This is a genomic window from Peribacillus sp. YIM B13472 (assembly GCF_042788005.1).
GTDB classification, from domain to species: domain Bacteria; phylum Bacillota; class Bacilli; order Bacillales; family DSM-1321; genus Peribacillus; species Peribacillus simplex_E.
In genome coordinates, this window is sequence record NZ_JBHZPG010000017.1 from 58051 (window position 1) to 80241 (window position 22191).

The following is a 22191-nucleotide window of genomic DNA, read 5'->3' on the forward strand; positions in this document are numbered from 1 at the left end:
TTTTGCGTTTAACTTCTCTTTATTTTTAAGTTACTGTGTTTGGAAATTTAATTAAATTCCATCCATACCGGAGACTATACTATGGGAGATTCCCATTTCCTTTGATTACTGATTGATCCCCTATTGTTTACCTCTCATGGGAGAGCTGTTTTTCTATACTCCCCCGAGGTTGCAAACACGTTCCACTGCCCTCTATATATTCCGGAAGTCAATCAACTAAAGCTCCCTTAATCCAGTGCAAAATGGAAAATAAATTCCTCCCCCTCTTCCCCGTTAAATCTGTATCCTTTGTCAACGAATCCAGCTTTTTTATATAAATTTATCGCTGGAGCATTCGAATGATGCACTGTTAGAATTATCTCATTTTTATCTGGATGGCTTAGTTTGATCATCTCAGGCAACACTTTTAAAGTCTTAAAAGCCAGCCCCTTTTTTTGATGGCGCAAATCCAAGGAGAATGATTTAAGAAGAAGCGCATTCTCATTACTTGTATATTGATTTCCCGCTTTATCCGTATATAAGGCAAAACAACCAATCAAATCCTCATCTAAATAAATGACCATGGGGAGGTTATATTTATCCTTCCTGAAGTCTTCGATAACTTTCAAAGGTAAAGAAGTATAGATTGCTTGTTCTATAGGTAAACAATAGTTGCTCAGCGCCTCATAGTCATTTTCGATAAAAGGTCTAATAGTTAATCCAGTCACCATACTTGCACCCCATTTTATATTTTGATAAATCCATATTAACAGATACTAAAGTTTTACAATCCACTGCATACAATAATTCCTAATAAAGTTTATTCACAAAAAAAGAATGGCTTGTTTGCCATTCTTTCAGACGTAGAAAAACTCGAAGAAATGCGAGTTGTTTACAACTTTTTTTGTAAAACGTTCCTGTTGGTTTCATCCATAAAAAAAAGTAACCATGAAGGATAACCAAGACTTATTTTCTGTTTTGCAAATCATGATGTTAAATCATTCAGACGCTGATAATTCACTTTCCGTTACCCATTTATGGTTCTTCACTTTCTCTCCCCCCGTAGTCGGTGTGAAATCGACCATATAAACAGTCGTTTTTTCAGCAGATTCAACTTCAGCGACTGTCCCGTTCATCCCTTCCATATGAGAAGCATTTACTGTGACCTTCGCTCCGGGTTCATAAGTCTTCTCACCTGCATCTTTGATTTCTTCGTGTATGATCCATTTATGATTTTCCACTTTTTTTCCGCCAGTTGCAGGCGTATACGAAATTGCATAAGCAGTCGTATCAAATGCACCCACTATTGTTGCTTCCGCCCCCTTCATGCTTTCCATATGACCTGATTCGATAATCGCCTGACTTCCAACTTCATATGTTGGATTTTCTGCAGCTTTTAATCCTTCAGGAACATCACCCGAGCTAGAATGGTTCATGTCCATTTCACTATGTTCCATTGCTTCCTTATCTTCTTCGTTTTTATCCTCGCTGTTGGAACATGCACCAAGGACTAAAAACAGGGCTGCTAATAATGATAGGATGATAGGCAATTTTGTTCTTTCTTTCATATTGAATAAAACCTCCTTTATGATTGCATCCATCTTACCAATAAAATATGCAGAAAATATGGAGGGACTCGTGGCAAAAGAAATGGTGCCTCATACTTTTTTTTATGCAATAGTCCTGCCTGAATTCAACCTGGTCGCGTTAATATTAAAGTTCTGAAAAAAGAAGAACCTTTCTTCGCAGATAGAAAAATCACCTTTCTGTGGCTGAACAGAATTCTTTTTAGCCACCACAATCGCTACTTTTATTGCTATTCGACTTTTCATGCAGAAACTTTTTGAATTGCTCTTTTGTAACATCCGATTTCATTGCCAATGTCACTAATTCCAGCCATTCGTCAGGAAGGTTTCCATCAAAATCCTTCATATCATCATCTCCTTCTTTTTATTTTCAGTCTATTTTTCCAATAATGTGTAAAACTATATTCGGACTATCATTATAAATTATCTCAATCATCTATAGCTGCATTTTAGTGTAAATTTAAAAGACCTTTACATTTACATATAAGGCCCCAATGTTTGATTGTAATCAGGGAAATCCCCATTCTTCTATATTAATGACCTTACTTATTTAATAACAAAAGTGAACAGCATGCTTTCGAGCGTGGTTTAACCGAGGTAAAAAGAGATGGTTTATTGATAGAGGTTATTTGAGGTGATCAATCCTGCCGGATATTGCCTGGAAATCAAGCAAGAAGGACTTGGTCAAAAGTCCTTCTTATGTCTAGTCCCCCAAAGTTGATTGTTCGATTTTTTGTATGATATGTGCAAGGTTCATGGAGGCATGTTTTTTATAATCCCTGCCTATGGATTTGAATAACCCTTTCGCTATACCTATTAACATGATTTTGGTATATCCATCCGAAATAATGGACTTATTAGGGAAACTTGATTCAGCTTGTGTACCGCCAATCTTATTAGCTGTTTCCTTAATAAAATCAATGATTTTAATTTCCTGGATTTTTCCTTCGATATCGGTTTTATAGATAATTTGATTTCTCCAAAGCTTTAGCTCAATCCTCTGTTTAGTATAATCGAAGAGGTCTTCCGTAATATGAACATTGCTCATTTGAATGGAGTCTTTAATGGGATACAATTTCGGGTTAGGATTGATTTTCTTTATTAAGGATTGGTCAATCGTGACCTTTTCCCGCTTTATGCGCGTATTTTTCGTTTCACATAGAATCAGCCTTAACTGTCCGGCAATTATATTGTTGAACTCTTCTAATCCAAAGAGCTCAACGAGCATTACGCTATATTCCAAAATGGTGATCGCTTCATCGAATTTTCGCTTAGCAGCTGCATTCGATCTAGTAAAAACCAATCGATTCTTCCTCTCCATATCCTTCTCACCCCACTGAATTCGAATCTATTGAATAAATAGTATAAACTTTCGTAATGGATATTTTAGTATTTTAGACTGTAGACAAAATCGAAGAAAGCGAGTTTGCCTATGTTCTCAGAAATTCGCTTCCTTTCCGCCTTTGATATTCAGTCCTTTTTTCCACTATCTATCAAAGTGCTGTTTCATTAACTCTTTAAATCGTGTTCCATCTATTTCTTCTTTCGTCACTTTCCCATCTTCCCACTGTGTAAAGGATGTATCAGTTAAAGTGATGTTCCCGCTGTTTGTCAAACGGGTGATTAATGGATGCTTATTAAATGGTGATTGGGGATTTTCCCTGATGATCGTTTGGACCTCATTAAGTTCCGCTACATTTCCTACCGGTTTTGAAGAATCGAAAGCATACCCTATTCTCCAATCGCGATCTTTATGTTTCAGTTTTAATTCAAGGATATGATCTCCATGGTCGGTACTTTCTTTTTTTATCCTGAATTCACCATTTTGGGAAACGACCGTTTCTCCGTTCAAAGGAACTGGTTTTAAAGGCAGATTCCCGCCAAAACCCGTATCGATCAAATAAGTTCGGCCTTCATGGTTCATTAGGATGGTGACATGGGTCCTTCCTATGGTCATCCACCCCTGATTATAGATGACACCCCGAACCAAGAATACATCAAAGTCATTTTCCCTCAGGAAAAAATAAAGGGCTGCATTCAATTCATAGCATAATCCACCCTCATTCCTCACGAGGACTTTGTTCATGATATTCGCTTTATTGATATCACTCAGATGGGATGCCATGATCGATAAGTTTTCAAAAGGAATGGTTTTCGCTGTCTTATCGAGAATTTCATCTAATTTCTCAAATGTCAGTTTCACATCTTCCTGGAGCCCTATTCTTTTCCTGAATAATGCATTCAGTTCATTCATTAAGATTCCCCCTTTAGACAGATACCGACGAAGAGTATCTTGACTTTGTATATATTCATTATACTTTGTCCATATTTCATTCTTCAATCAATCTGCCATTAGCTCTACCTTTTCCCTCTCCACCACTTCCCCAGAAACTTCAATCCCCAATATTGGATTGGCCATTTACCGGATTTCCCTTCTCGTGAAACAATATCCGTTCTACTATTTACCGCAGAGGCTTTCACCTTAATTAATATTCGCCCTTTTCCGGCATGGGCGTGGAAAAACCTTTAAATAGTCATTGTTCTGCACCTACTGCTTTCATTTGTTCCACTTCTTACTATTTAAATTAGTGACCATCCTTTAAAATGGTGTCTTGAAGATGGAAACTATGCTACCCCAAATCATATCCACACGCAAATAATCAGATTTTGTAAACATAAAAAAACCGATGTCCCTTTATAGGCCATCGAGCTTTTTTTGAAAAGTTCTATTACCTTTTATTAAGCGATTGACTTCTATCCAGGTCATGATGCAATTGTGCTGCCGGAACCTTAGGGTTAGGAATCTGCCCTTTCGCAACTGGTTCAGCTACATAAACAAAATCCCCCGTACCATCTGGGGCTCTTCCTGTTGCCCACAGGCCGTCTCCTGATTCATTACCTTCTGACAAGTTCCAGAATTCGTACGCTTCCGGCTGAGATTCCATTTCCGCTTCCGGTGGGAATGACGCGGGAACGACAACGCCATTTTTTTCTTCAAGTTCTGCAATGGCCGCCATCCATTGATATTGGTGGTAACGATCACGGGCTAACATTTTACGGAAGGTAGCACGTACCCCTTCATCTTTGGTCATATGATATAAACGGGCCACTTGAAGGCGTCCTTGGCTTTCGGCATGCAGATTCGATCGCATGTCCGCTAATAGATTTCCGCTCGCTACAATATAAGATCCGTTCCAAGGCACCCCATTCGAGTTGGTTGGCAGTCCGCCAAGTCCGCTTACGAGCAAATGCTGGGGATTAATTCCACCCATGATCGCTGCTGTAGCAGGATCTTTTGCGGCTTCTGCCTGATCTTCCGGAGAAGCGCCATCAAGTAATTGACTAATGAGCGAACAAAGCATCTCTACATGTCCAATTTCCTCTGTACCAATATCCATCAGCATATCTTTGTATTTTTCTTCCCCACGGCAGTTAAAGCCTTGAAAAAGATATTGCATCATGACAGTCATTTCCCCAAACTGTCCACCTAACACTTCCTGAATTTGCCGTGCAAGCATCGGATCTGGCCGCTCTACCTTAACTTCAAATTGCAATTCTTTTTGATGACGAAACATATTAACTCCTCCTTTTATTATAAGTTGACTTTCTAGGTTTTTATTACCCGCCTGTCCATGCTTGAAACATGAATCCAGTTATAATGAACAATAATTAGAAAAAATTTACATGCAATTAACAATGATCATTGAACTAATAATCCAAGGATTATCTAGGACTATGAATGGATCACTAATTAGATTTATAAAAGATCCATTTACCTGTCTATAACTTTACAATACAGGGTAAAGTAGAAAGAACCATATATGGTAAAACCAACCACGTATAAAGAAACTTAAAAGGAGGATGGAAAATGGATTTCAGGCCCCGAAATCAAAAAAATCAATCCATTTCAGAATTACGATATACTTATTCCGCCCGTAATCTATGGTCCGGTTTTCTATTCGGGATTGGATTGGTGGCATTCATCGATGAGGCCATCTTTCATCAACTATTACATTGGCACCATTTCTATGACAAGTCCACATCCAGCATCGGACTTGTCTCGGATGGTTTATTTCATGCCCTAAGCTGGTTCGCAACGGTCGGGTCTCTGTTCATGTTCGCTGACCTTCGCCGCCGAAAGGGATTATGGCTGAAAAGGTGGATAGGAGGAGTTTTACTCGGGGCAGGTTCTTTTCAGTTATATGACGGGACCATCCAGCACAAGCTAATGCGTCTCCATCAAATCCGTTACAATGTCGATATTCTCCCATACGACTTGATTTGGAACATTGCTGCCACAATCATGATACTGATCGGCATTACCATCGTCATTCAAACAAGGAGCAGCTTACTTAAAATGAAAGAAGACGGCCGCAATGCACAGTAATGGACATATTCATGATAATGGAACTGGTTTTGAACCGATTTTATTGATTCTTTTCTCTATTGTTATAATTATTTATATCGCAGCTGTCGTAATTTCGACTCGCCGCTATAAAAAATGGCCCTTATACCGTACGTTCTTTTGGATTCTTGGCACCATCTGTGCAGCCTCTGCAATTATAGGCCCCATCGCCAATCGCGCGCATATGGACTTCACGGCGCACATGGTTGGTCATTTACTGCTTGGAATGATTGTACCCATCCAACTCGTGCTTGCTGCACCTATTACTCTTGCACTGCGAACACTTGATGTACAATCAGCAAGACGCCTTTCAAAGCTGTTGAAAAGTTGGCCGCTGCGTATTTTAAGTAATCCAATCACTGCTTCCGCGCTTAATATTGGGGGACTCTGGATACTTTATACGACTGGGTTAAACGGGTTGATGCATCAGAATGCCCTTCTACATGCATTGGTGCATTTTCACATGTTCATAGCGGGCTATCTATTCACTGCGTCCATGATTTATATGGACCCTGCGCCCCACAGGTTCAGCTTCATGTTTCGAGCTATCGTATTTACAATTTCACTGGCCGGCCATGATATCCTTTCTAAATATATTTTTGCCCACCCTCCAAGCGGGGTCACCAAGGAACAAGCGGAAAATGGAGGAATGTTAATGTACTATGCCGGTGATGCCATTGACTTTGCACTTATTTGCATCCTTTGCTATCAATGGTTCAAAGCCACCCGGCCTAAGGGTTCACTTGCCTTGTAGGAAGGACGGTTCCATGATTACTTTGGTGAACTCCTATGTTTCTGTTTAATCGTCCAGCATTTAGCTCATACTAATTTTTGATGAAAAAAATTTAGGATGGAGCTGAATGGAAAATGGAATTTGAAGCTAACAATTCTACTGAAAATGCTCTTCGTGATTATAAAGCTGGAATCGGTGTCTTTACGCATAAAATGCCTGATCTCGCAGAGAAATTCAATTCGTTTACGGAAGAGTGCTTTAAAGAAGGTCAATTATCCCAGAAAGAAAAACAGCTTATCGCACTAGGAATAAGCTTATATTCACAAGATGAATACTGTATTATCTACCATACAAAAGGGTGTCTTGATCAAGGCTGTTCCGAACAAGAAATTCTTGAAGCCATTGGTGTGACCGCAGCATTTGGCGGAGGAGCCACCATGAGTCAGGCTGTAACCCTCGTCCAGGAATGCATCCAGGAAATAAACCAGATGAAACAATGATAAAGAAGGGATAGGAGAGTTAGTCCTATCCCTTCTTCATGTTCTTAACAAATGCTTTTAATGACTCATGTTGTTGTTATTTCCTTGAACGGGTGCATACGAATTCATCATTTGTTGCATATCCTGCTGTGCAAGCTGTGGAACTTGGTAGTAATGATGTTTGTTTTGATATACCGAAATCTCATATGCCATTTCAATGCAGTTCGGAACGGAATCTGCTAATACGCGGCGTACCACCGGATTCGTTATTTCAAGCGCTGACATCGCTTTCATGGATGCTGTAGACTTGACAGCTCCCAGCATCATGGCTGAAATGCATTCATCCGTAATTTCCGAGACGGATCGCAAAGGTTTCTTTGGCTGTGTGGGTGTCAATCCATATATAAAATCGTTACCTTGATTCATTTTGTAGCTCTGAGTCCGTTTAGAAGGATCCTGGCCCGTTTGGAAGCACTCCAATGTAATATTATATTCATCTTGGATGAACTGATATTGACGATCCAGAATGTCCATCAATTCCTGATCCTGTACATGCTGACGCAAAAGAGTGTAAGTGTTTAAAGTAACAATCGCTCCAGACAACACTTCATGTACATCGAATACTTCGTGACCACCGTGATTCATTTGTGGGGGGATGGCACCCGTTTGCATGTTCTGGTGTACTTGCCCTTGTTGATATTGGTTTTGCATTGTATTTCCCTCCTCGTTTTATCAATCATGCGAACAAGTTTAGTATGTTAAACCCAAACAGGATTATTCAATCTAAACTCTTCCAAGAAGACCAATTAAGCTGCAGTCATGTTATCTGTATAAAAAAAACATGACGTTTTAAACTATAAAAACTTTTATTTGAATGGGAGGATTTCTAATGACACATAAAAGCTTCTATTGTACTGATGAAACGGAAGGAAAAAAAATCCATGTTGTAACGTTTCAAGTTACTGACATGGATAGAAATGAAATGCTCTGTGATGAATGTTATCAAGAATGGCTACAAGGAATAAAAGGCTAAAATCACTCCAACGTTTTCCAAGAATTAACGATGCATACATGGATTAGTACAGGGTAACTTAACTACGTTAAATTGTGAAATTCTTAAGGAGGATGGTTATGGGAATTTTAAGCGGAAATCCGAAAGAAGAGCCTATGCATTACGGTGAGGTATTTGGAACATGGGCATTTCTAACAACAACAAAAGGCTTGATTGCATGTCATCAAACTATGCTTAATCATACTGGTGATAAGGACCTGCATAAATTACTTGTAGAAGTGATCAATCAAGGGAAACAGGAAAGTGACCAAATTGAATTATTATTAAAAGAAAATAACGTGGGACTGCCTCCATCACCACCTGAAAGGCCTAAAGCAAATTTAGAGGATATTCCCGTTGGGGCACGACTTCAAGATCCTGAAATCTGTGCTTCAGTATCAATCGATATCAATGCAGGATTAGTTGCTTGCAGCCAGATCATGGGTCAATGCATCCGCGAAGATATTGCACAGATGTTCGCACAATTCCATACCAAAAAAGCGTCATTGGGTGCTGACTTCCTAAGATTGAATAAGGAAAAGGGATGGCTTGTCCCTCCTCCTCTCCATATTACTAAAACAAGTTTGTAAATAGTAATGAAATATCCCCTTAATCATGTTGACTTTGTGATTGAATGCCCAACATGATTAAGGGATTAATTCCGATAATGAAAGGACAATTAAGGCATCACTACCATTGCAGACTTTCGATTAAGTAGCACTTTGTACATTGTTGACTATAATCATTCTTGACAAATTCATGATTACAATTCTCCCGATAAATGTTCAGCTCTCTTTTCAATTGTTCCAATTGAGTTTCCAACTGTTTCATTTCAACTTTTATCTGGATTACCCGATTCATCGAATTCTCCCTCTCGTCGGAATCATTGATAGATTTCCCCGTCCGTTTTCCTGAATTCATTCGCTTTTTCTTTAAGCCCTTCATCAATTACCGACTCAAAACCCAGACCCTTTTCCTTCGCCAAATCACGGATGTCCTGAGAGATTCTCATACTGCAGAATTTTGGGCCGCACATTGAACAGAAATGAGCCGTTTTGGCACCTTCAGCCGGAAGAGTTTCATCATGATATTCGACCGCCCTTTCAGGATCGAGGGAAAGATTGAATTGATCTCTCCAACGAAATTCGAATCTAGCCTTCGAAAGGGCATCATCCCGTTTTCTTGCATGCGGATGACCTTTAGCAAGGTCAGCTGCGTGGGCCGCAATTTTATAAGTTATGACCCCTACCCGAACATCCTCTTTATTCGGAAGTCCCAAATGCTCTTTCGGTGTCACATAACAAAGCATGGCAGTTCCAAACCATCCAATCATGGCAGCACCAATCGCAGAAGTGATATGATCGTATCCAGGAGCTATATCCGTTGTCAATGGTCCCAAGGTATAGAATGGTGCTTCTTGACAGACTTCGAGCTGCTTATCCATATTTTCTTTAATCAAATGCATCGGTACGTGACCGGGTCCCTCCACCATGACTTGAACATCGTGCTTCCAAGCAATCTTCGTCAGTTCCCCAAGTGTTTCCAATTCAGCAAATTGTGCCTCATCGTTTGCATCTGCAATGGATCCCGGACGGAGGCCGTCACCTAATGAGAAAGAGACATCATAAGCCTTCATGATTTCACAAATCTCTTCAAAGTGAGTATAGAGAAAACTTTCTTGGTGGTGGGCCAAGCACCATTGTGCCATGATGGAGCCCCCTCGGGAAACGATTCCCGTAACTCGCTTTGCTGTCATGGGGATGTATCGCAAAAGCACACCAGCGTGTATGGTGAAGTAATCGACACCTTGCTCAGCCTGCTCGATTAATGTATCCCGGAAAACTTCCCAATTTAAATCCTCCGCGACTCCATTCACTTTTTCCAATGCTTGATATATCGGAACCGTCCCAACTGGCACAGGTGAATTTCTGATAATCCATTCCCGGGTCGTGTGAATATTCTTTCCGGTGGAAAGATCCATTATATTGTCTGCACCCCATCGTGTAGCCCAAGTCATTTTCTCCACTTCAGCTTCGATCGATGAACTAACCGCGGAATTTCCAATATTCGCATTTATTTTCACATGAAAATTACGTCCGATGATCATGGGCTCACTTTCAGGATGGTTAATATTTGCCGGAATGATCGCCCGCCCGCTAGCTACCTCTTCTCTTACAAACTCAGGGGCTACATTTTCCCTGATCGAAATGAACTCCATTTCTGGAGTAATGATACCTTTACGGGCATAATGGAGCTGGGTTACGTTTTGCCCTTTCACTGCACGCAATGGTTTTCTTTTCAATCCAGGAAAAACTTCGGCGTTGGATTGTGACTCAACTTTCTTATACCCGTTATCTTCGGGCTTTATTTCACGGCCATCATACTCTTCAACATCTTCCCGTTCCAGAACCCAGCTTCGTCTAATCGGGGCAAGACCTTTACGAATATCAATGGGATAATCTGAATCCGTATAAAAACCGCTTGTGTCATATACTCGTAAAGGCGGATTTTCCTCTTCGCCGAATGCCCCTGTAGTCGGACTTAGCTTAATTTCACGCATAGGTACTTTAATATCAGGTCTAGATCCCTCAACATAGACTTTTTTACTTCCGGCAAAACTAGACATAATTGAAACGTTCATGTCATTTACAGAATTACTCATCATGATTTCATTTCTCCTTTTTAAGTTTATTTAAAAAGGACAAAATCCAATCCATTTCGCACGAAAAAGCCAGATCTCATATTTAAGACCCGGCTAGCGTTAGTATGACTACAGAAATGACCAATTGAAATGTCATTGTTTAGTAGATTCTAACTTCCCCACGCTGGTATGAACCAGATCAGGTCCTGAGGGTTAAGAAGCTTAAGCGCTTCTCTCTCAGCCCAACTTTTATTGGACACCCCTAGTCTGAATAATTTAATTGATTACAGGGTAACTATATATCACCCTTTTCATTCTGTAAATACTTTAAAAGACCTAGTACTTCCTTTACAACTCTCCAAAATTTGTAATTTGAAGTAGTACTGCCAATTAATTCCCCAGGTTCTCAAGGATGGGGAATAGCTCCTCTAAATGCTTGATTTCATAGGTTGGAAGCACTTCATTCCGTTCCTTATCATGGCGATTTATCCAGACCGACTTTATGCCTACCCGTGATGCTCCAAGGATATCGGTCATTAAATTATCGCCGACCATCAATACTTCATCCTTATCAAGCCCCATGATTTCCAAAGCATGCTCAAAAATGGAGGCATCTGGTTTACCTCGTCCAAATGCGCCTGATATCACGATTTGGTCGAAATAAGGAACCAGTTCAGGCGTAATTTCAAGTTTGGTATTTTGTAGTTCAGGAGATCCATTCGTAAGCAATAGCAATTTGTACTTCCCTTTTAATTCATCCAGAACACGGAATGATTCTTCATAGATAAATGGCTTTTTGCGTCTCTCGGCCGGGAAACGTTCTGCCAGTTCAAGCCCAAATTCCGGATCATCGATCCCTAATGCCTTCAAACCTCTCGTCCACGCTTCTTTCCGATAAGCCGGTGCAATCCCGGCCATCTTCCGGAATTCATCATGATCATCCTGAAAATTCCCCCATAATCCCTCAAATGGGTTGATTCCGATCATTTGAGTGAATGCATATGTATCGTAAGAAGAATAAAGCTCACGTGCTTCCTTTCGCACCGCTTCTTCAAACTCGTCCACATTCAGATCATATTTCTCCCTAGCCACTTCGCATGTGGCCACAAAAGCCTCTTTTACACTTTTCTGATCCCATAGTAATGTATCATCTAAATCAAAAAAAACTGCCTTCAGCAAAATGTCCACCCCTCTTTCCCTATTATTGAATTCGTAAAAATTACACTATTACAATAATAAACCACAACCAATAAAAAAAGAATAACTATTCGGAAAATGCCTTCCTCTTTCTTAAAATCAGCAAAAATGACTTACCCTTTCTGGTGGTACACCCAATATTTCCCCTTTTTCATCTTTCAAATACATAAAGCTTTCCATTACTGGCAATTTTGAATTTTGGACCGGTGAACCCCCGTCGTATCAGCTCTTTCCTCATATATACCATGAGGGCGGCATGACTCACGATCAGAACATCCCTTTCCCCCTTTGCTAAGACTTCATCCAATACTTTATTGATCCTTCGCTCTGCGATCTTAATTTCCGCCCTTGTCTGCTTGTTGATTACCGAGCAGCAGCGAATCCAGATGGCCCAAAGGATGAACGGCAGCTTAACCTTTCCTTTAAGTGGGGGGGAAGGTATTTCCCGCAGCTCCTCCATCCGATGAACCGTACCTGGATAGATATGTTCCGCTGTCTTGATAGCTCTCGACATATCACTGCTATAACATTCCTGCCATTCCTCCACACCAAATAAAGTCGTTCCGTAAATGATATCCGCTGCATCATAGTCCTCAAACCATTGCTTCATATCATCCGCCGTCACAGGTCTCCCAGTGGGAAATTCATGTGCCACCTTAAAATGCCGTACCAAACCAATTTTCATATATTCTCCTTTTTATCTTTTAAAATATAAATTTCGTTTTCTTGTAAAAGCCCTTATCAATATATTACCCTATGTAAAACCATAAAAAAATGTATGTTGAAACCATAAAAAAAACCTTATTGATCTCTCCTTGACATTGTGTATGTTTAAAAAATCTAACGGATTGTGTCACTATAATCATTTGATTATGATGGCATCGAAAAAAGAGAAAGCATTTCGCCTTCTCCAGTTTTGTTACATTCTTTGAATTGAAGTTCCGTTATCGTACATCTTTTCCTGAATTTATATTTTCCGCTCAAATCACTGAATGGATAATCATTGAGGGATTTCCCCAGTTGTTCCTTTAGCTTATCCACAGTGATTGATTCCTCAATTGTCTCTTTCCATTTTTCCTTTCCTATTAACTCTTCGAACGGAATGGTAGTCAGGACTTCATCATATATCTGGATGCTTTGATCGATGCCGAAGCTGCCATAGATACTGCCATTTTCATCAGCAAAGATATGCTCCGATTCCAATTCTTCCACCAATACTTCTAGATATTCCTTTGACTTAACAGGCTTGATGGCAATCTCTGCTTCCGCCGTTACTGGTCCCAATCTCTCATCGAGGATCTCTATCGTCAATTTAACATGAACGGGCGGATACCCAAACCCTTCACAAAGTTCTGCTGCCGAATTATATACCATCTATACATCCTCCTTTTGTCACTATCATTATATAATATAAATGCTCCATCTCATTACCAAAAACCCTTATTCAAGTTCACTTTTGCAACGTGTCTTTTTGGAACATCAACTCATTTTTTCCCTTATCATAATAATAGATTTTGAATGTTCATCCGCTTATTTTTGTACTTATGATCTTCTACAATTCTACTGACTTTAGAAGAGCTATGGAAACACATATCAATTATTCAATATTTTAATATATTGAAAAATAGTTTGATTTCAACAAGGAGTAAAGTTATACTCATCGTGATAATGATTATCAATTTCACGCATCGAAAAGTAAAGGATGAACTAACAAATGTTACATACTCACTCTCTAAAGGAACTTAAAAATCGTTCAAATGTTTTTCTGCTAATGTGTTTATTCATCCTGGTGATTCTTGGATTAGTTGTGTCCATGTTTTTGGCTGTAACATTTGGGGCAAAAGACGTTACCTTCAATACGGTGTGGTCAGCGGTTTTTAATTATAATCCTACACTGACACAGCAACAGATTATCCACGAACTACGGCTTCCACGGGTTATTGGCGCAGCATTAGTCGGAGCAGCTTTTGCAGTTGCAGGTGCATTATTGCAAGGAGTAACCCACAATCCCTTAGCTGACGCAGGAATACTTGGAATTAACGCAGGGTCAATGTTTGTGGTAGCCCTTAGTTTTGCTTTCTTTCCAAACATTCCATATTCTCTTTTGATGATTTTTTCATTTATTGGAGCTGTATTGAGTACATTATGCATTTTTGTTATTGGATCATCTGTGCCAGGAGGATTAACACCCATTCGATTAACAATCTCAGGTGCAGTGATAGCAGCGCTCTTACATTCACTTAGTTCAGGAGTGGCTATTTATTATGATTTGAGTCAAGATTTAGCATTTTGGTATGCGGGAGGTGTTGCGGGGATAAAGTGGAATCATTTGAAAGTATTAGCTCCTATTATTCTTATCGCTATTATTTGGGCAATATCGTTAGGGCGATCTGTGTCACTTATTTCAATGGGCAATGATATCTCCACCAATCTTGGTGTGAATACGAATCGTATCAGAATACTCGGAATGATAATAACCGTTATTCTGGCAGGAGTTTCTGTTTCGGCCGCTGGTTCAATAGGTTTTGTTGGACTTGTAATCCCACATATTTCACGAAAATTGGTTGGAGGATATTATCAGCTCATCATTCCAATGTCAGCATTACTGGGTTCGATACTGTTAATACTGGCTGATCTGGGAGCTCGTACGTTGAACCCACCTAGAGAGCTGGCTATTGGTATAATGGTAGCCCTTGTCGGTGTTCCTTTTTTTCTCTATATTGCTCGTAAAGTAGGGAGGGATTTATAGGTGAAAAACCTTATGAATGCAGACAACAAAAGGGCATATACAGTTACTATGGTATTTATTTTAATTAGTATAGTTGCAGTATTAATAAGCTTGAATACAGGTACATTGCAGATTTCACCTTTAAAAGTAATCCAAACACTTTTTGGCTACGGTGATTTTAAAAGTTCTACTGTGCTGTTTGATTACCGTATGCCACGAATCTTGATTACCATGTTGGCGGGAGTTGGATTAGGAATTTCAGGAGCAATCTTACAAGGATTATCACGTAACCCTTTGGCAGATCCAGGAATTTTAGGCTTACATGCAGGTGCCTCCTTTGGTCTCATTATCTTTGTTACATATTTTCATTCATTAGATGAAGAAGCATCAATTCTTATACCGTTATTTACCTTTTTAGGCGGAATCTTAACTGCTTTTCTTATTGTTTTACTTGCATATGATCGTTACAAGGGCATATTGCCCATTCGACTTATTCTCATTGGAATTGCAATTTCTGCTGGTTTTAGTGCTATTACACTTTTTCTGTCTCTTCGTCTTGATGAAGAAACCTACTCATTTGCTTCAAGATGGTTAGTTGGAAATGTTTGGGGAAGAGATTGGATTCATGTTATTGCCCTTTTTCCGTGGATCCTTATTTTAGCACCTTATGCTTGGTTCCAATCTAACACATTAAATGCCTTATCACTTGGTGATGACGTAGCAGCTGGACTTGGTGCTTCTGTTCAAAAACAACGTTTGCTGATGCTGGTAACTGCTGTTGGTTTGTCCTGTGCGAGTGTTGCGATGGCCGGCGGTATTGGATTTATTGGTCTAGTCGCCCCTCATCTTGCCCGTCGGCTTGTTGGCCCAATGTACCAACATTTCCTTCCTGTTGCAGGACTTATAGGGCTCATTATTTTAGTGCTTGCGGATACCATTGGTCGATCCTTATTTCAGCCAAATGCTATTCCAGCTGGTATAGTAGTCGCTGCTATAGGAGCTCCGTATTTTCTTTATTTGCTCACAAAAACAAAATAACTTTTCAATAGGAGAAAAAAATGAACAAGAAACTTACTATTTTATATAGCATTATGTTAATTCTTATTTTGTCGGCTTGCGGACAAACTTCTTCAAATGGTAGTAAATCAGCACAAAAAAATAAACCTGGGAGCGAAGAACCTAGAATCGCTTCACTTTCCATCCACCTAACAAATGATTTGCTGGCATTAGGTATAACTCCAGTTGGTTCTGTTATTGGTGGAGATTTAAAAGATTTTCTGCCTCATGTGAAGGATCAATTAAAAGATACGCAAAAGCTTGGACCTGTAAAAGATCCAGATATGGAAGCGTTGATTGAACTAAGCCCCTCCGTGATTTATCTTGATAAGGAATTCTCAGGACAAGATGTATCAAAATATGAAAAAATTGCACCGACTCATGTATTTAATCTTGATGAAGGAACATGGAGAGATCATTTAAAGTCCGTAGGTAAACTTGTCAATCGTCAACAGCAAGCAGAAAAATTCATTTCAGATTATGAAAAACAAACGAAAGAAGTGAAAGATTTAATTAAAAATAAACTTGGTGAAGGCAGTAAAGTTATGGCCATGCGTGTTACGGCAAAGGAATTACGAGTATTTAGTACTAAACGACCAATGGGACCTATCTTATTTCAGGATTTAGGTTTTAAACCTGCTAATGGTGTTGAAGACATTGATAAAAATCTACCTTACGAAGTCATATCTCAAGAAGTTCTTCCAGATTTCGATGCAGATGCTATATTTGTCATTGTCAACGGTGACGATGAGTCTCAGACAGCTTTTAAGCAGTTAGAAGATACACCCATTTGGAAAGGGTTGAAAGCAGTTAAAGGAAAACATGTTTACGTAGTTCCGGACCAGCCATGGCTTGACTATTCAGCACTAGGAAATAAAATGGCCATGGACAATGCAAAAGAAATCTTTTCAAAATAATAGATAGTGTTATTATTGTTGGTTTATTTTTATAGTATCTTTTAAGCATTTGAGTTACCATAAAATTCATTATTAAGGTAAACACCTATGAATTATCTTAGCCCGGTCTCAATAGATTCAAAAAAGGAAGAATCAGCCTTACGCGAATAGTCAACAGAGTAATCATGCATGTAAAAAGGCTCTTATTAGTTAAGAGCCTTTTTGATGTTTATAGATATATTAATTCTATCCATTCATTTAACAAATGTAAGTTAATCATATTTTAGTTATCATTATTGACGGTTATTGGGGGAAGAGCTAAGAAAAAGAACAAGAACAAGAAAAAACAAGACAGCTAACTGTGAATATTTTTTATTTCAAATGTAAACTGCCTTATTGTAAGTATCCTATCACGCTATCACATTATGGCTTTAACACCACTTTAATGCATTCATCTTCGTGATCGTTAAAGATTTGATAAGCTTCACTCGCTTTTTCGAGAGGGACTTTATGGGATATGATTTCCGTGGGGTCGAACTCTCCAGCCATGATTTTATCAAAGAGCTTTGGCATGTAGTGAATGACTGGTGCTTGCCCCATTTTCAGGTTAATGTTCCTTTCAAATAAATTGCCTAATGGGAACATGTTATATTTGGATCCGTATACTCCAGTCAGTTGGATCGTACCGAATTTACGTACGGCGTTAAGTGCAATCTCGATCGCACTTAACGTTCCGCCCTGAAGTTTCAGCTTTTGCTCAATCGCCTCGATCGTTGATTTCTTGCCGTCCATCCCCACACAATCTATGACCACATCGGCCCCGCCTGAAGTGATTTCCTTAATGTAGCTGCCCATATCGTTATACTCATCGAAGTTATACGCCTCAACCTTATTCATCTGTTTTGCCCTATTGAGCCTATAAGGAAGATTGTCGATTGCAATGACCCTTTTTGCGCCTTTCATCCAAGCGAACTTCTGAGCCATCAAGCCAATCGGCCCACAGCCAAGTACCGCTACAGTATCATCTTTCTTGACGCCAGCATTCTCTACACTCCAATATGCGGTTGGCAGCACATCGGACATGAACAATAGTGCCTCATCTTCAAGTTCACATGACTCTGGGATGACAAACGGCATGAAGTTTCCATATGGGACCCTTAAATATTCTGCTTGCCCGCCTGGATAGTTCCCATATCGTTCCGTAAAACCAAAGTATCCGCCTGTATCCACCGCTTCATTGGGATTGGAATTATCACATTGACTCTCCATATCATGTTCACAATAATAACAGTGCCCACAAGAAATGTTAAAAGGCAGGACAACCCTGTCCCCTTTTTTCACCTTCGTTACTTCAGGACCCACTTCTTCAACGATGCCCATCGGTTCATGGCCAATGACATAATCCTTATGCGTGGGCAAAGCACCCTGATATATATGGAGATCGGATCCGCAAATAGCCGTTGAAGTCACTCGGACGATGATATCATCCTTTTGCTGCAGTTTCGGATCTTCAACTTGTTTTACCTGTATCTCTTTTGCTCCTTGAAAAGTGACAGCTTTCATAATCAACCTCCTAAAATATTTTTAATACATTTGATATACCCGTCAAAAAGCCTGCTAAGCCTAAGACCACCTAATTTCCCCAATAATTATTTGCCCTTCATTACAAAAAAAGCCCCGGAAAACCGGGACTCACATATGAAACTCTTATTTAGTAACCTTATAAATTCCCATTTTCATTGTGATTATCATGCTTGTACTCTCTTAGTACCTCGCTGAATACATCAGGATAATTAGTGAACAGCCCCGTTGCACCCCATTCAAGAGCCTTTTTCATATCCGCTCTATCATTTACTGTATATGGATGGAATTGAAGGTCATGACTGCGAACCATCTTCACATATTGTCCGTCAACCTTATTGAAGTTCGGGCCAACGCCAATTGCATATTCCTTAACGGATTCCAATTCTTCATCGGAAATGGTTGCTGGGTTCTTATAAGAATAGAGTTGCACAAGCGGTAACTTTGGATTCATGTCATGAACCTTCATAAGGCTTTCTTTACTGAACGATTGTATTAATACATTCTTGGTACGGCCTTTTGAATCCACCATTTTATATTCTTCCAGAACCTGCAGAAGTTCTTCTTCCATTCCTGGATATACTTCAGGGGACTTTGTTTCGATATAGTAATTGGCCTGCTTTCCGAACTTCTTAAAGACTTCTTCAAGAGTGGGAACCTTTAACCCTTCATATACCTCTTTTGCCAATTGCGGATATTTTTCATTGAACCATGAACCGGCATCCAGTTGCTTGATTTCTGCCAGCGTTAAATCCTTCACCAGACCTGTACCATTCGTTGTACGATCCACCTTTTCATCATGCATTGCTATCAATCTTCCATCCTTGGTCATCTGAAGATCGATTTCTATGTAGTCACCTTTCATTTGTTCTCCCAATTGATAAGCGGGAATGGTATGTTCAGGTGCATAACCAGAAGCTCCCCGATGTGCAATATTCACGATTTTCTTCTCATAAATAGATGAATTGGAATGATTTCCATTTGCAGCTGAGGCCCCCATGGAAGTAGCTTGCAATATAAAGGCCGCACTCATCATACAAAAACCGAATTTCTTTATATTCGTTTTCATTTTCCCTCTCTCCCTCCTATTATTACCATCATTTTAGAAAGGGAATGTGAATCTACAGCTAATATAATGTAAAGAAATAATATATTAGTAAAAATGAGTAAAATAACCTACCAAACAATTACCCACAGTGCATTCATTAGTTCGTTGTACCTAACCCGATATGAATGACGACTTAATTATTTAATTAATGATTAAAAACCCACTAAAAGCAAAATCATAAATGAGAAATGTGCTAAACATGGATACTGGTAATCCAATAAGAAAATATAAAAAGTTTCTTGGCATTCACATATTGAAATAGTAGAAAAAAACAGTCACCCAAATACCAACAACTAAACATTTACACATCCTCCTCGTTACTTAACTCCTTTCTTCGCTGTTTAATAAGTCTTTAACCGTTTCATTAATACTTCAAGTCTCCTATATCCATAATAAACCATACTTAAATCCGATAAATTCCAGATATTAGATCAGATGTTACAATGTTGACATACCAAGGGGGCATGGACAGAATTGTTCCCTAACTCCTTGACCTCCCCTTCCGGTACTATATATAGAGACTATCGAAGGCAAAATCTATCTTTTTCTGATTTACAAAAAACTAGTATCATATTACTATTAAACAAACAAACAGAATATTAATATTAAGGGGAATTATGTTAAAAAATTATCAATATTATCAAAACAAACACCGATTTATATTGAAAGCATTCATGGCAATGATATCCTTTTTACTATTAGTTGGGATTTCTGTATCACCTATAAGTTGGAAAGATAATCCCTACGAGATGATATTACAGGTCATTTTAATATCGGGGATGATAATTTCTCTGTTATTTTACTTAAAAACAGAAGTCAATTTTTATAAAACCCTATTCATTTTCTTAATTACTGTTTATTTATATAGCAAATTTTGGGTATTTCCGGACACTGCAATTATGCTGTCATTATTTGCCATAGCACCATTGATTCCCATTTTTCTCTTTGATAAAATCGGATTCTATATTGTCGCCACTTTAAATATCATTTTAGGTCCTGCTTCCATCTTGATCATTTCAAAAACGGATCTTCAATACACTTATGAATATGTCGCTTTGGATAGTTTCGGCAACACGCTTAATTTCATCGCGATACAAATCATATTGGCATTCGTCTTCATAGGAACCAATAATAGGGTGGAATCCACTAATGCATTTCATAAGGAAATACAGCAGGCCAAGCAACTGAACTCAGTCGGACAGCTCGCTGCCACCATTGCACATGAGATACGTAATCCGATTACAGTCGTGAAAGGGTTTGCCCAGTTATTAGATCAAGAGAAGGAACTGAATGAAACGGAAAAATTTTATGTACAGACCATGCTTACAGAACTTGAATATACACAAGTGATAATCAATGATTATTTGTCTTTGGCAAAGCCGCAAACGGATAATGCACAGGTCATTCCTTTAAATTTCGAAATCCAAAAGATTTCCGATCTATTAACGAGTTTCGCCAATAATCGCAACATAGGCTTTCTCTTGGATTTCCGTGACGACCTGCACATTAACATGAATCCCATCGAGCTTAAACAGATACTGGTCAATATCATGAAAAATGGAATTGAGTCAATGAACAATCCCGGATTCATCAAAGTGGAAACAGAGCAGGAACGCACTATGGCAAAAATACGAATAACGGATACAGGAATAGGCCTCTCCAAAGAACAGCTTGAAATACTCGGTACCCCATTTTATTCACTTAAAGACAGGGGAACAGGTATCGGCCTGACCGTTTGTTATTCCATCGTTCAAAAATACAAAGGGAAAATCGTGGTGCAGAGCGAATTGAACAAAGGGACATCCTTCACCATTTATTTGCCCTTACATAGAGAAATAGATTAAACATACATTACCAAACAAGAAAAAGGATGACCTCCCAAAACCGGGCGGCCATCCTTTTCAATTAGGCTTTAAAACTATCTTGCCATTTCAGCAAATGATTTTCTAAAAAGCGGACAAACGAATCGGAGATTTTGCCAGCGAGGGCAAAAATGATGATGCCTACGAATACGACGTCCGTTTGCATGAATGAACGGGCATCCTGGATCATGAAGCCCACCCCTCTATCCGCACCCAACAATTCAGCTACGACCAGGCACATCCAAGCCGCACTTAAGGCTAAACGGATACCAAGCAATATGTTTGGCAGTGCTGCCGGAATCATGAGCTTCGTTATTTGTTCCAGACGGCTAAACTCTAAGATTTGGGCAACATCGTATAGTTTTTTATCCACATTCCGAAGGCCCAAAAAAGTTTGTAAATATAGAGGAAAAAAAGCACCTAAAGCAATAAGCAGCACTTTGGATAGTTCACCAAACCCGAACCACATAATGAATAAAGGGGTAATCGCAAGTAAAGGAACTGTTCGTAACATTTGAATGCTTGGATTAAGATACTCTTCAGATTTTTTTTGCATGCCAACGATGACTCCTAGCAATAAGCCTAAAAAACCACCTAATGCAAAGCCAAGAAGAGCCCGCGTTAAACTGATTTGTAAATGCATGCCCATTTCCCCTGACTGAACGAGATCAATGAAAGTCGTGACGATCAATAAAGGTGATGAGAATAATTGGGCAGGCAGGATGCCAACCGAACCTAATGATTGCCACGCAATCAACACGACAACGGGAAGGAACGAACCCCGCAATGCTGATTTGGCCAGTTTGGATTGTTTTTTCGTTTTCCTTATGACAAGCGACTTGTTTTGAGCAACGGTCTGTGTAGACATATTTTTCATCCTTCCTTTTTT

24 protein-coding genes and 1 riboswitch are annotated in these 22191 nt (G+C 39.3%); of the genes, 9 read left to right on the plus strand and 15 right to left on the minus strand.

What is annotated here, in order from left to right; all coding sequences use genetic code 11:
* Window positions 1–227: 227 nt before the first annotated feature.
* The 6 genes from ACFX4I_RS14575 to ACFX4I_RS14600 form a co-directional block, all read right to left on the minus strand.
* Window positions 228–710, minus strand: coding sequence for a GNAT family N-acetyltransferase (locus ACFX4I_RS14575; RefSeq protein ID WP_377421462.1), 483 nt, complete (start codon window positions 708–710; stop codon window positions 228–230).
* A 267-nt stretch (window positions 711–977) separates the two neighbouring features.
* On the minus strand, window positions 978–1547 hold the full coding sequence (locus tag ACFX4I_RS14580; RefSeq protein ID WP_377421464.1) for a YdhK family protein: 570 nt from the start codon (window positions 1545–1547) through the stop codon (window positions 978–980).
* A 220-nt stretch (window positions 1548–1767) separates the two neighbouring features.
* On the minus strand, window positions 1768–1911 hold the full coding sequence (locus tag ACFX4I_RS14585) for an anti-repressor SinI family protein (RefSeq protein ID WP_230302598.1): 144 nt from the start codon (window positions 1909–1911) through the stop codon (window positions 1768–1770).
* Between the two features lie 357 nt (window positions 1912–2268).
* Window positions 2269–2886, minus strand: a complete 618-nt coding sequence (locus ACFX4I_RS14590) for a hypothetical protein (protein ID WP_377421466.1) — start codon at window positions 2884–2886, stop codon at window positions 2269–2271.
* A 165-nt stretch (window positions 2887–3051) separates the two neighbouring features.
* Window positions 3052–3819 (minus strand): arylamine N-acetyltransferase family protein, encoded by a 768-nt coding sequence (locus ACFX4I_RS14595; protein WP_377421468.1) that lies wholly within the window; start codon window positions 3817–3819, stop codon window positions 3052–3054.
* A 475-nt stretch (window positions 3820–4294) separates the two neighbouring features.
* On the minus strand, window positions 4295–5140 hold the full coding sequence (locus tag ACFX4I_RS14600; RefSeq protein ID WP_230302607.1) for a manganese catalase: 846 nt from the start codon (window positions 5138–5140) through the stop codon (window positions 4295–4297).
* Between the two features lie 293 nt (window positions 5141–5433).
* Here ACFX4I_RS14600 and ACFX4I_RS14605 point away from each other — a divergent pair, with 293 nt between their 5' ends.
* The 3 genes from ACFX4I_RS14605 to ACFX4I_RS14615 all read left to right on the plus strand — a co-directional run bounded on the left by ACFX4I_RS14605 (window position 5434) and on the right by ACFX4I_RS14615 (window position 7203).
* The gene (locus ACFX4I_RS14605) at window positions 5434–5952 is read left to right on the plus strand and encodes a DUF2243 domain-containing protein (protein ID WP_309519460.1); all 519 of its coding nucleotides are present in this window, start codon (window positions 5434–5436) and stop codon (window positions 5950–5952) included.
* A complete protein-coding gene (locus tag ACFX4I_RS14610; RefSeq protein WP_377421471.1) occupies window positions 5942–6724 on the plus strand; it encodes a cytochrome c oxidase assembly protein in 783 nt (260 codons plus the stop codon). Before ACFX4I_RS14605 ends, ACFX4I_RS14610 begins: the two co-directional genes overlap by 11 nt.
* A 113-nt stretch (window positions 6725–6837) precedes the next feature.
* Window positions 6838–7203: a carboxymuconolactone decarboxylase family protein gene (locus ACFX4I_RS14615; protein WP_098370871.1), complete on the plus strand. Its 366-nt coding sequence runs from the start codon at window positions 6838–6840 to the stop codon at window positions 7201–7203.
* 57 nt (window positions 7204–7260) lie between these two features.
* Here ACFX4I_RS14615 and ACFX4I_RS14620 read toward each other — a convergent pair whose 3' ends face one another.
* Window positions 7261–7893, minus strand: coding sequence for a spore coat protein (locus tag ACFX4I_RS14620; RefSeq protein ID WP_377421473.1), 633 nt, complete (start codon window positions 7891–7893; stop codon window positions 7261–7263).
* A gap of 178 nt (window positions 7894–8071) precedes the next feature.
* Here ACFX4I_RS14620 and ACFX4I_RS14625 point away from each other — a divergent pair, with 178 nt between their 5' ends.
* Both ACFX4I_RS14625 and ACFX4I_RS14630 read left to right on the plus strand, forming a co-directional pair.
* Window positions 8072–8215: a hypothetical protein gene (locus ACFX4I_RS14625; RefSeq protein ID WP_377421475.1), complete on the plus strand. Its 144-nt coding sequence runs from the start codon at window positions 8072–8074 to the stop codon at window positions 8213–8215.
* A 98-nt stretch (window positions 8216–8313) separates the two neighbouring features.
* Window positions 8314–8823, plus strand: coding sequence for a DUF3231 family protein (locus ACFX4I_RS14630; RefSeq protein ID WP_377421477.1), 510 nt, complete (start codon window positions 8314–8316; stop codon window positions 8821–8823).
* A 100-nt stretch (window positions 8824–8923) separates the two neighbouring features.
* Here the strand turns inward: ACFX4I_RS14630 and ACFX4I_RS14635 are convergent, their stop codons facing one another.
* From ACFX4I_RS14635 to ACFX4I_RS14655, 5 genes are all read right to left on the minus strand, one after another.
* Window positions 8924–9094 carry a hypothetical protein gene (locus tag ACFX4I_RS14635; RefSeq protein ID WP_155727214.1) on the minus strand — a complete coding sequence of 57 codons (171 nt, stop codon included), beginning with the start codon at window positions 9092–9094 and terminating at the stop codon, window positions 8924–8926.
* Window positions 9095–9116: 22 nt separating this feature from the next.
* Complete coding sequence (thiC, locus tag ACFX4I_RS14640; RefSeq protein ID WP_144528516.1) at window positions 9117–10898, minus strand: phosphomethylpyrimidine synthase ThiC; 1782 nt, start codon at window positions 10896–10898, stop codon at window positions 9117–9119.
* A gap of 135 nt (window positions 10899–11033) precedes the next feature.
* Window positions 11034–11148: riboswitch (TPP riboswitch) on the minus strand.
* 116 nt (window positions 11149–11264) lie between these two features.
* A complete protein-coding gene (locus ACFX4I_RS14645; RefSeq protein WP_377421479.1) occupies window positions 11265–12053 on the minus strand; it encodes an HAD family hydrolase in 789 nt (262 codons plus the stop codon).
* A 169-nt stretch (window positions 12054–12222) separates the two neighbouring features.
* A complete protein-coding gene (locus tag ACFX4I_RS14650) occupies window positions 12223–12756 on the minus strand; it encodes a histidine phosphatase family protein (RefSeq protein ID WP_377421481.1) in 534 nt (177 codons plus the stop codon).
* 185 nt (window positions 12757–12941) lie between these two features.
* On the minus strand, window positions 12942–13445 hold the full coding sequence (locus ACFX4I_RS14655; RefSeq protein ID WP_377421483.1) for a hypothetical protein: 504 nt from the start codon (window positions 13443–13445) through the stop codon (window positions 12942–12944).
* 397 nt (window positions 13446–13842) lie between these two features.
* Here ACFX4I_RS14655 and ACFX4I_RS14660 point away from each other — a divergent pair, with 397 nt between their 5' ends.
* Genes ACFX4I_RS14660 through ACFX4I_RS14670 form a run of 3 tightly spaced genes read left to right on the plus strand, consistent with a single transcriptional unit; the run spans window position 13843 to window position 16772 of the window.
* Window positions 13843–14820, plus strand: a complete 978-nt coding sequence (locus tag ACFX4I_RS14660; RefSeq protein WP_377421525.1) for a FecCD family ABC transporter permease — start codon at window positions 13843–13845, stop codon at window positions 14818–14820.
* Window positions 14821–14832: 12 nt separating this feature from the next.
* Window positions 14833–15837 carry a FecCD family ABC transporter permease gene (locus ACFX4I_RS14665; RefSeq protein WP_377421527.1) on the plus strand — a complete coding sequence of 335 codons (1005 nt, stop codon included), beginning with the start codon at window positions 14833–14835 and terminating at the stop codon, window positions 15835–15837.
* Window positions 15838–15857: 20 nt separating this feature from the next.
* Entirely contained in the window at window positions 15858–16772 is a 915-nt protein-coding gene (locus tag ACFX4I_RS14670) for an iron-hydroxamate ABC transporter substrate-binding protein (protein ID WP_377421485.1), read from the plus strand.
* 402 nt (window positions 16773–17174) lie between these two features.
* Here ACFX4I_RS14670 and ACFX4I_RS14675 read toward each other — a convergent pair whose 3' ends face one another.
* Entirely contained in the window at window positions 17175–18314 is a 1140-nt protein-coding gene (locus tag ACFX4I_RS14675; RefSeq protein WP_377421487.1) for a zinc-dependent alcohol dehydrogenase, read from the minus strand.
* A gap of 157 nt (window positions 18315–18471) precedes the next feature.
* A complete protein-coding gene (locus ACFX4I_RS14680; protein ID WP_377421489.1) occupies window positions 18472–19401 on the minus strand; it encodes a glycerophosphodiester phosphodiesterase in 930 nt (309 codons plus the stop codon).
* A gap of 656 nt (window positions 19402–20057) precedes the next feature.
* On the opposite strand from ACFX4I_RS14680, the gene ACFX4I_RS14685 reads away from it, so the two are divergent.
* Entirely contained in the window at window positions 20058–21284 is a 1227-nt protein-coding gene (locus tag ACFX4I_RS14685) for an ATP-binding protein (RefSeq protein WP_230302587.1), read from the plus strand.
* Between the two features lie 61 nt (window positions 21285–21345).
* Here ACFX4I_RS14685 and ACFX4I_RS14690 read toward each other — a convergent pair whose 3' ends face one another.
* Window positions 21346–22170 carry an ABC transporter permease gene (locus ACFX4I_RS14690; protein WP_377421491.1) on the minus strand — a complete coding sequence of 275 codons (825 nt, stop codon included), beginning with the start codon at window positions 22168–22170 and terminating at the stop codon, window positions 21346–21348.
* Window positions 22171–22191: the final 21 nt, after the last annotated feature.

Bases quoted from the DNA above. Each gene is read 5' to 3' on its own strand.
- ACFX4I_RS14595 (WP_377421468.1), bottom strand. From the start codon at position 3,819: ATGAATGAACTGAATGCATTATTCAGGAAAAGAATAGGGCTCCAGGAA.
- ACFX4I_RS14690 (WP_377421491.1), bottom strand. From the start codon at position 22,170: ATGTCTACACAGACCGTTGCTCAAAACAAGTCGCTTGTCATAAGGAAA.
- ACFX4I_RS14625 (WP_377421475.1), top strand. From the start codon at position 8,072: ATGACACATAAAAGCTTCTATTGTACTGATGAAACGGAAGGAAAAAAA.
- ACFX4I_RS14630 (WP_377421477.1), top strand. From the start codon at position 8,314: ATGGGAATTTTAAGCGGAAATCCGAAAGAAGAGCCTATGCATTACGGT.
- ACFX4I_RS14615 (WP_098370871.1), top strand. From the start codon at position 6,838: ATGGAATTTGAAGCTAACAATTCTACTGAAAATGCTCTTCGTGATTAT.
- ACFX4I_RS14660 (WP_377421525.1), top strand. From the start codon at position 13,843: ATGTGTTTATTCATCCTGGTGATTCTTGGATTAGTTGTGTCCATGTTT.
- ACFX4I_RS14635 (WP_155727214.1), bottom strand. From the start codon at position 9,094: ATGAATCGGGTAATCCAGATAAAAGTTGAAATGAAACAGTTGGAAACT.
- thiC (WP_144528516.1), bottom strand. From the start codon at position 10,898: ATGATGAGTAATTCTGTAAATGACATGAACGTTTCAATTATGTCTAGT.
- ACFX4I_RS14575 (WP_377421462.1), bottom strand. From the start codon at position 710: ATGGTGACTGGATTAACTATTAGACCTTTTATCGAAAATGACTATGAG.
- ACFX4I_RS14590 (WP_377421466.1), bottom strand. From the start codon at position 2,886: ATGGAGAGGAAGAATCGATTGGTTTTTACTAGATCGAATGCAGCTGCT.
- ACFX4I_RS14620 (WP_377421473.1), bottom strand. From the start codon at position 7,893: ATGCAAAACCAATATCAACAAGGGCAAGTACACCAGAACATGCAAACG.
- ACFX4I_RS14680 (WP_377421489.1), bottom strand. From the start codon at position 19,401: ATGAAAACGAATATAAAGAAATTCGGTTTTTGTATGATGAGTGCGGCC.
- ACFX4I_RS14605 (WP_309519460.1), top strand. From the start codon at position 5,434: ATGGATTTCAGGCCCCGAAATCAAAAAAATCAATCCATTTCAGAATTA.
- ACFX4I_RS14685 (WP_230302587.1), top strand. From the start codon at position 20,058: ATGTTAAAAAATTATCAATATTATCAAAACAAACACCGATTTATATTG.
- ACFX4I_RS14670 (WP_377421485.1), top strand. From the start codon at position 15,858: ATGAACAAGAAACTTACTATTTTATATAGCATTATGTTAATTCTTATT.
- ACFX4I_RS14665 (WP_377421527.1), top strand. From the start codon at position 14,833: ATGAATGCAGACAACAAAAGGGCATATACAGTTACTATGGTATTTATT.
- ACFX4I_RS14580 (WP_377421464.1), bottom strand. From the start codon at position 1,547: ATGAAAGAAAGAACAAAATTGCCTATCATCCTATCATTATTAGCAGCC.
- ACFX4I_RS14600 (WP_230302607.1), bottom strand. From the start codon at position 5,140: ATGTTTCGTCATCAAAAAGAATTGCAATTTGAAGTTAAGGTAGAGCGG.
- ACFX4I_RS14675 (WP_377421487.1), bottom strand. From the start codon at position 18,314: ATGAAAGCTGTCACTTTTCAAGGAGCAAAAGAGATACAGGTAAAACAA.
- ACFX4I_RS14655 (WP_377421483.1), bottom strand. From the start codon at position 13,445: ATGGTATATAATTCGGCAGCAGAACTTTGTGAAGGGTTTGGGTATCCG.
- ACFX4I_RS14610 (WP_377421471.1), top strand. From the start codon at position 5,942: ATGCACAGTAATGGACATATTCATGATAATGGAACTGGTTTTGAACCG.
- ACFX4I_RS14650 (WP_377421481.1), bottom strand. From the start codon at position 12,756: ATGAAAATTGGTTTGGTACGGCATTTTAAGGTGGCACATGAATTTCCC.
- ACFX4I_RS14585 (WP_230302598.1), bottom strand. From the start codon at position 1,911: ATGAAGGATTTTGATGGAAACCTTCCTGACGAATGGCTGGAATTAGTG.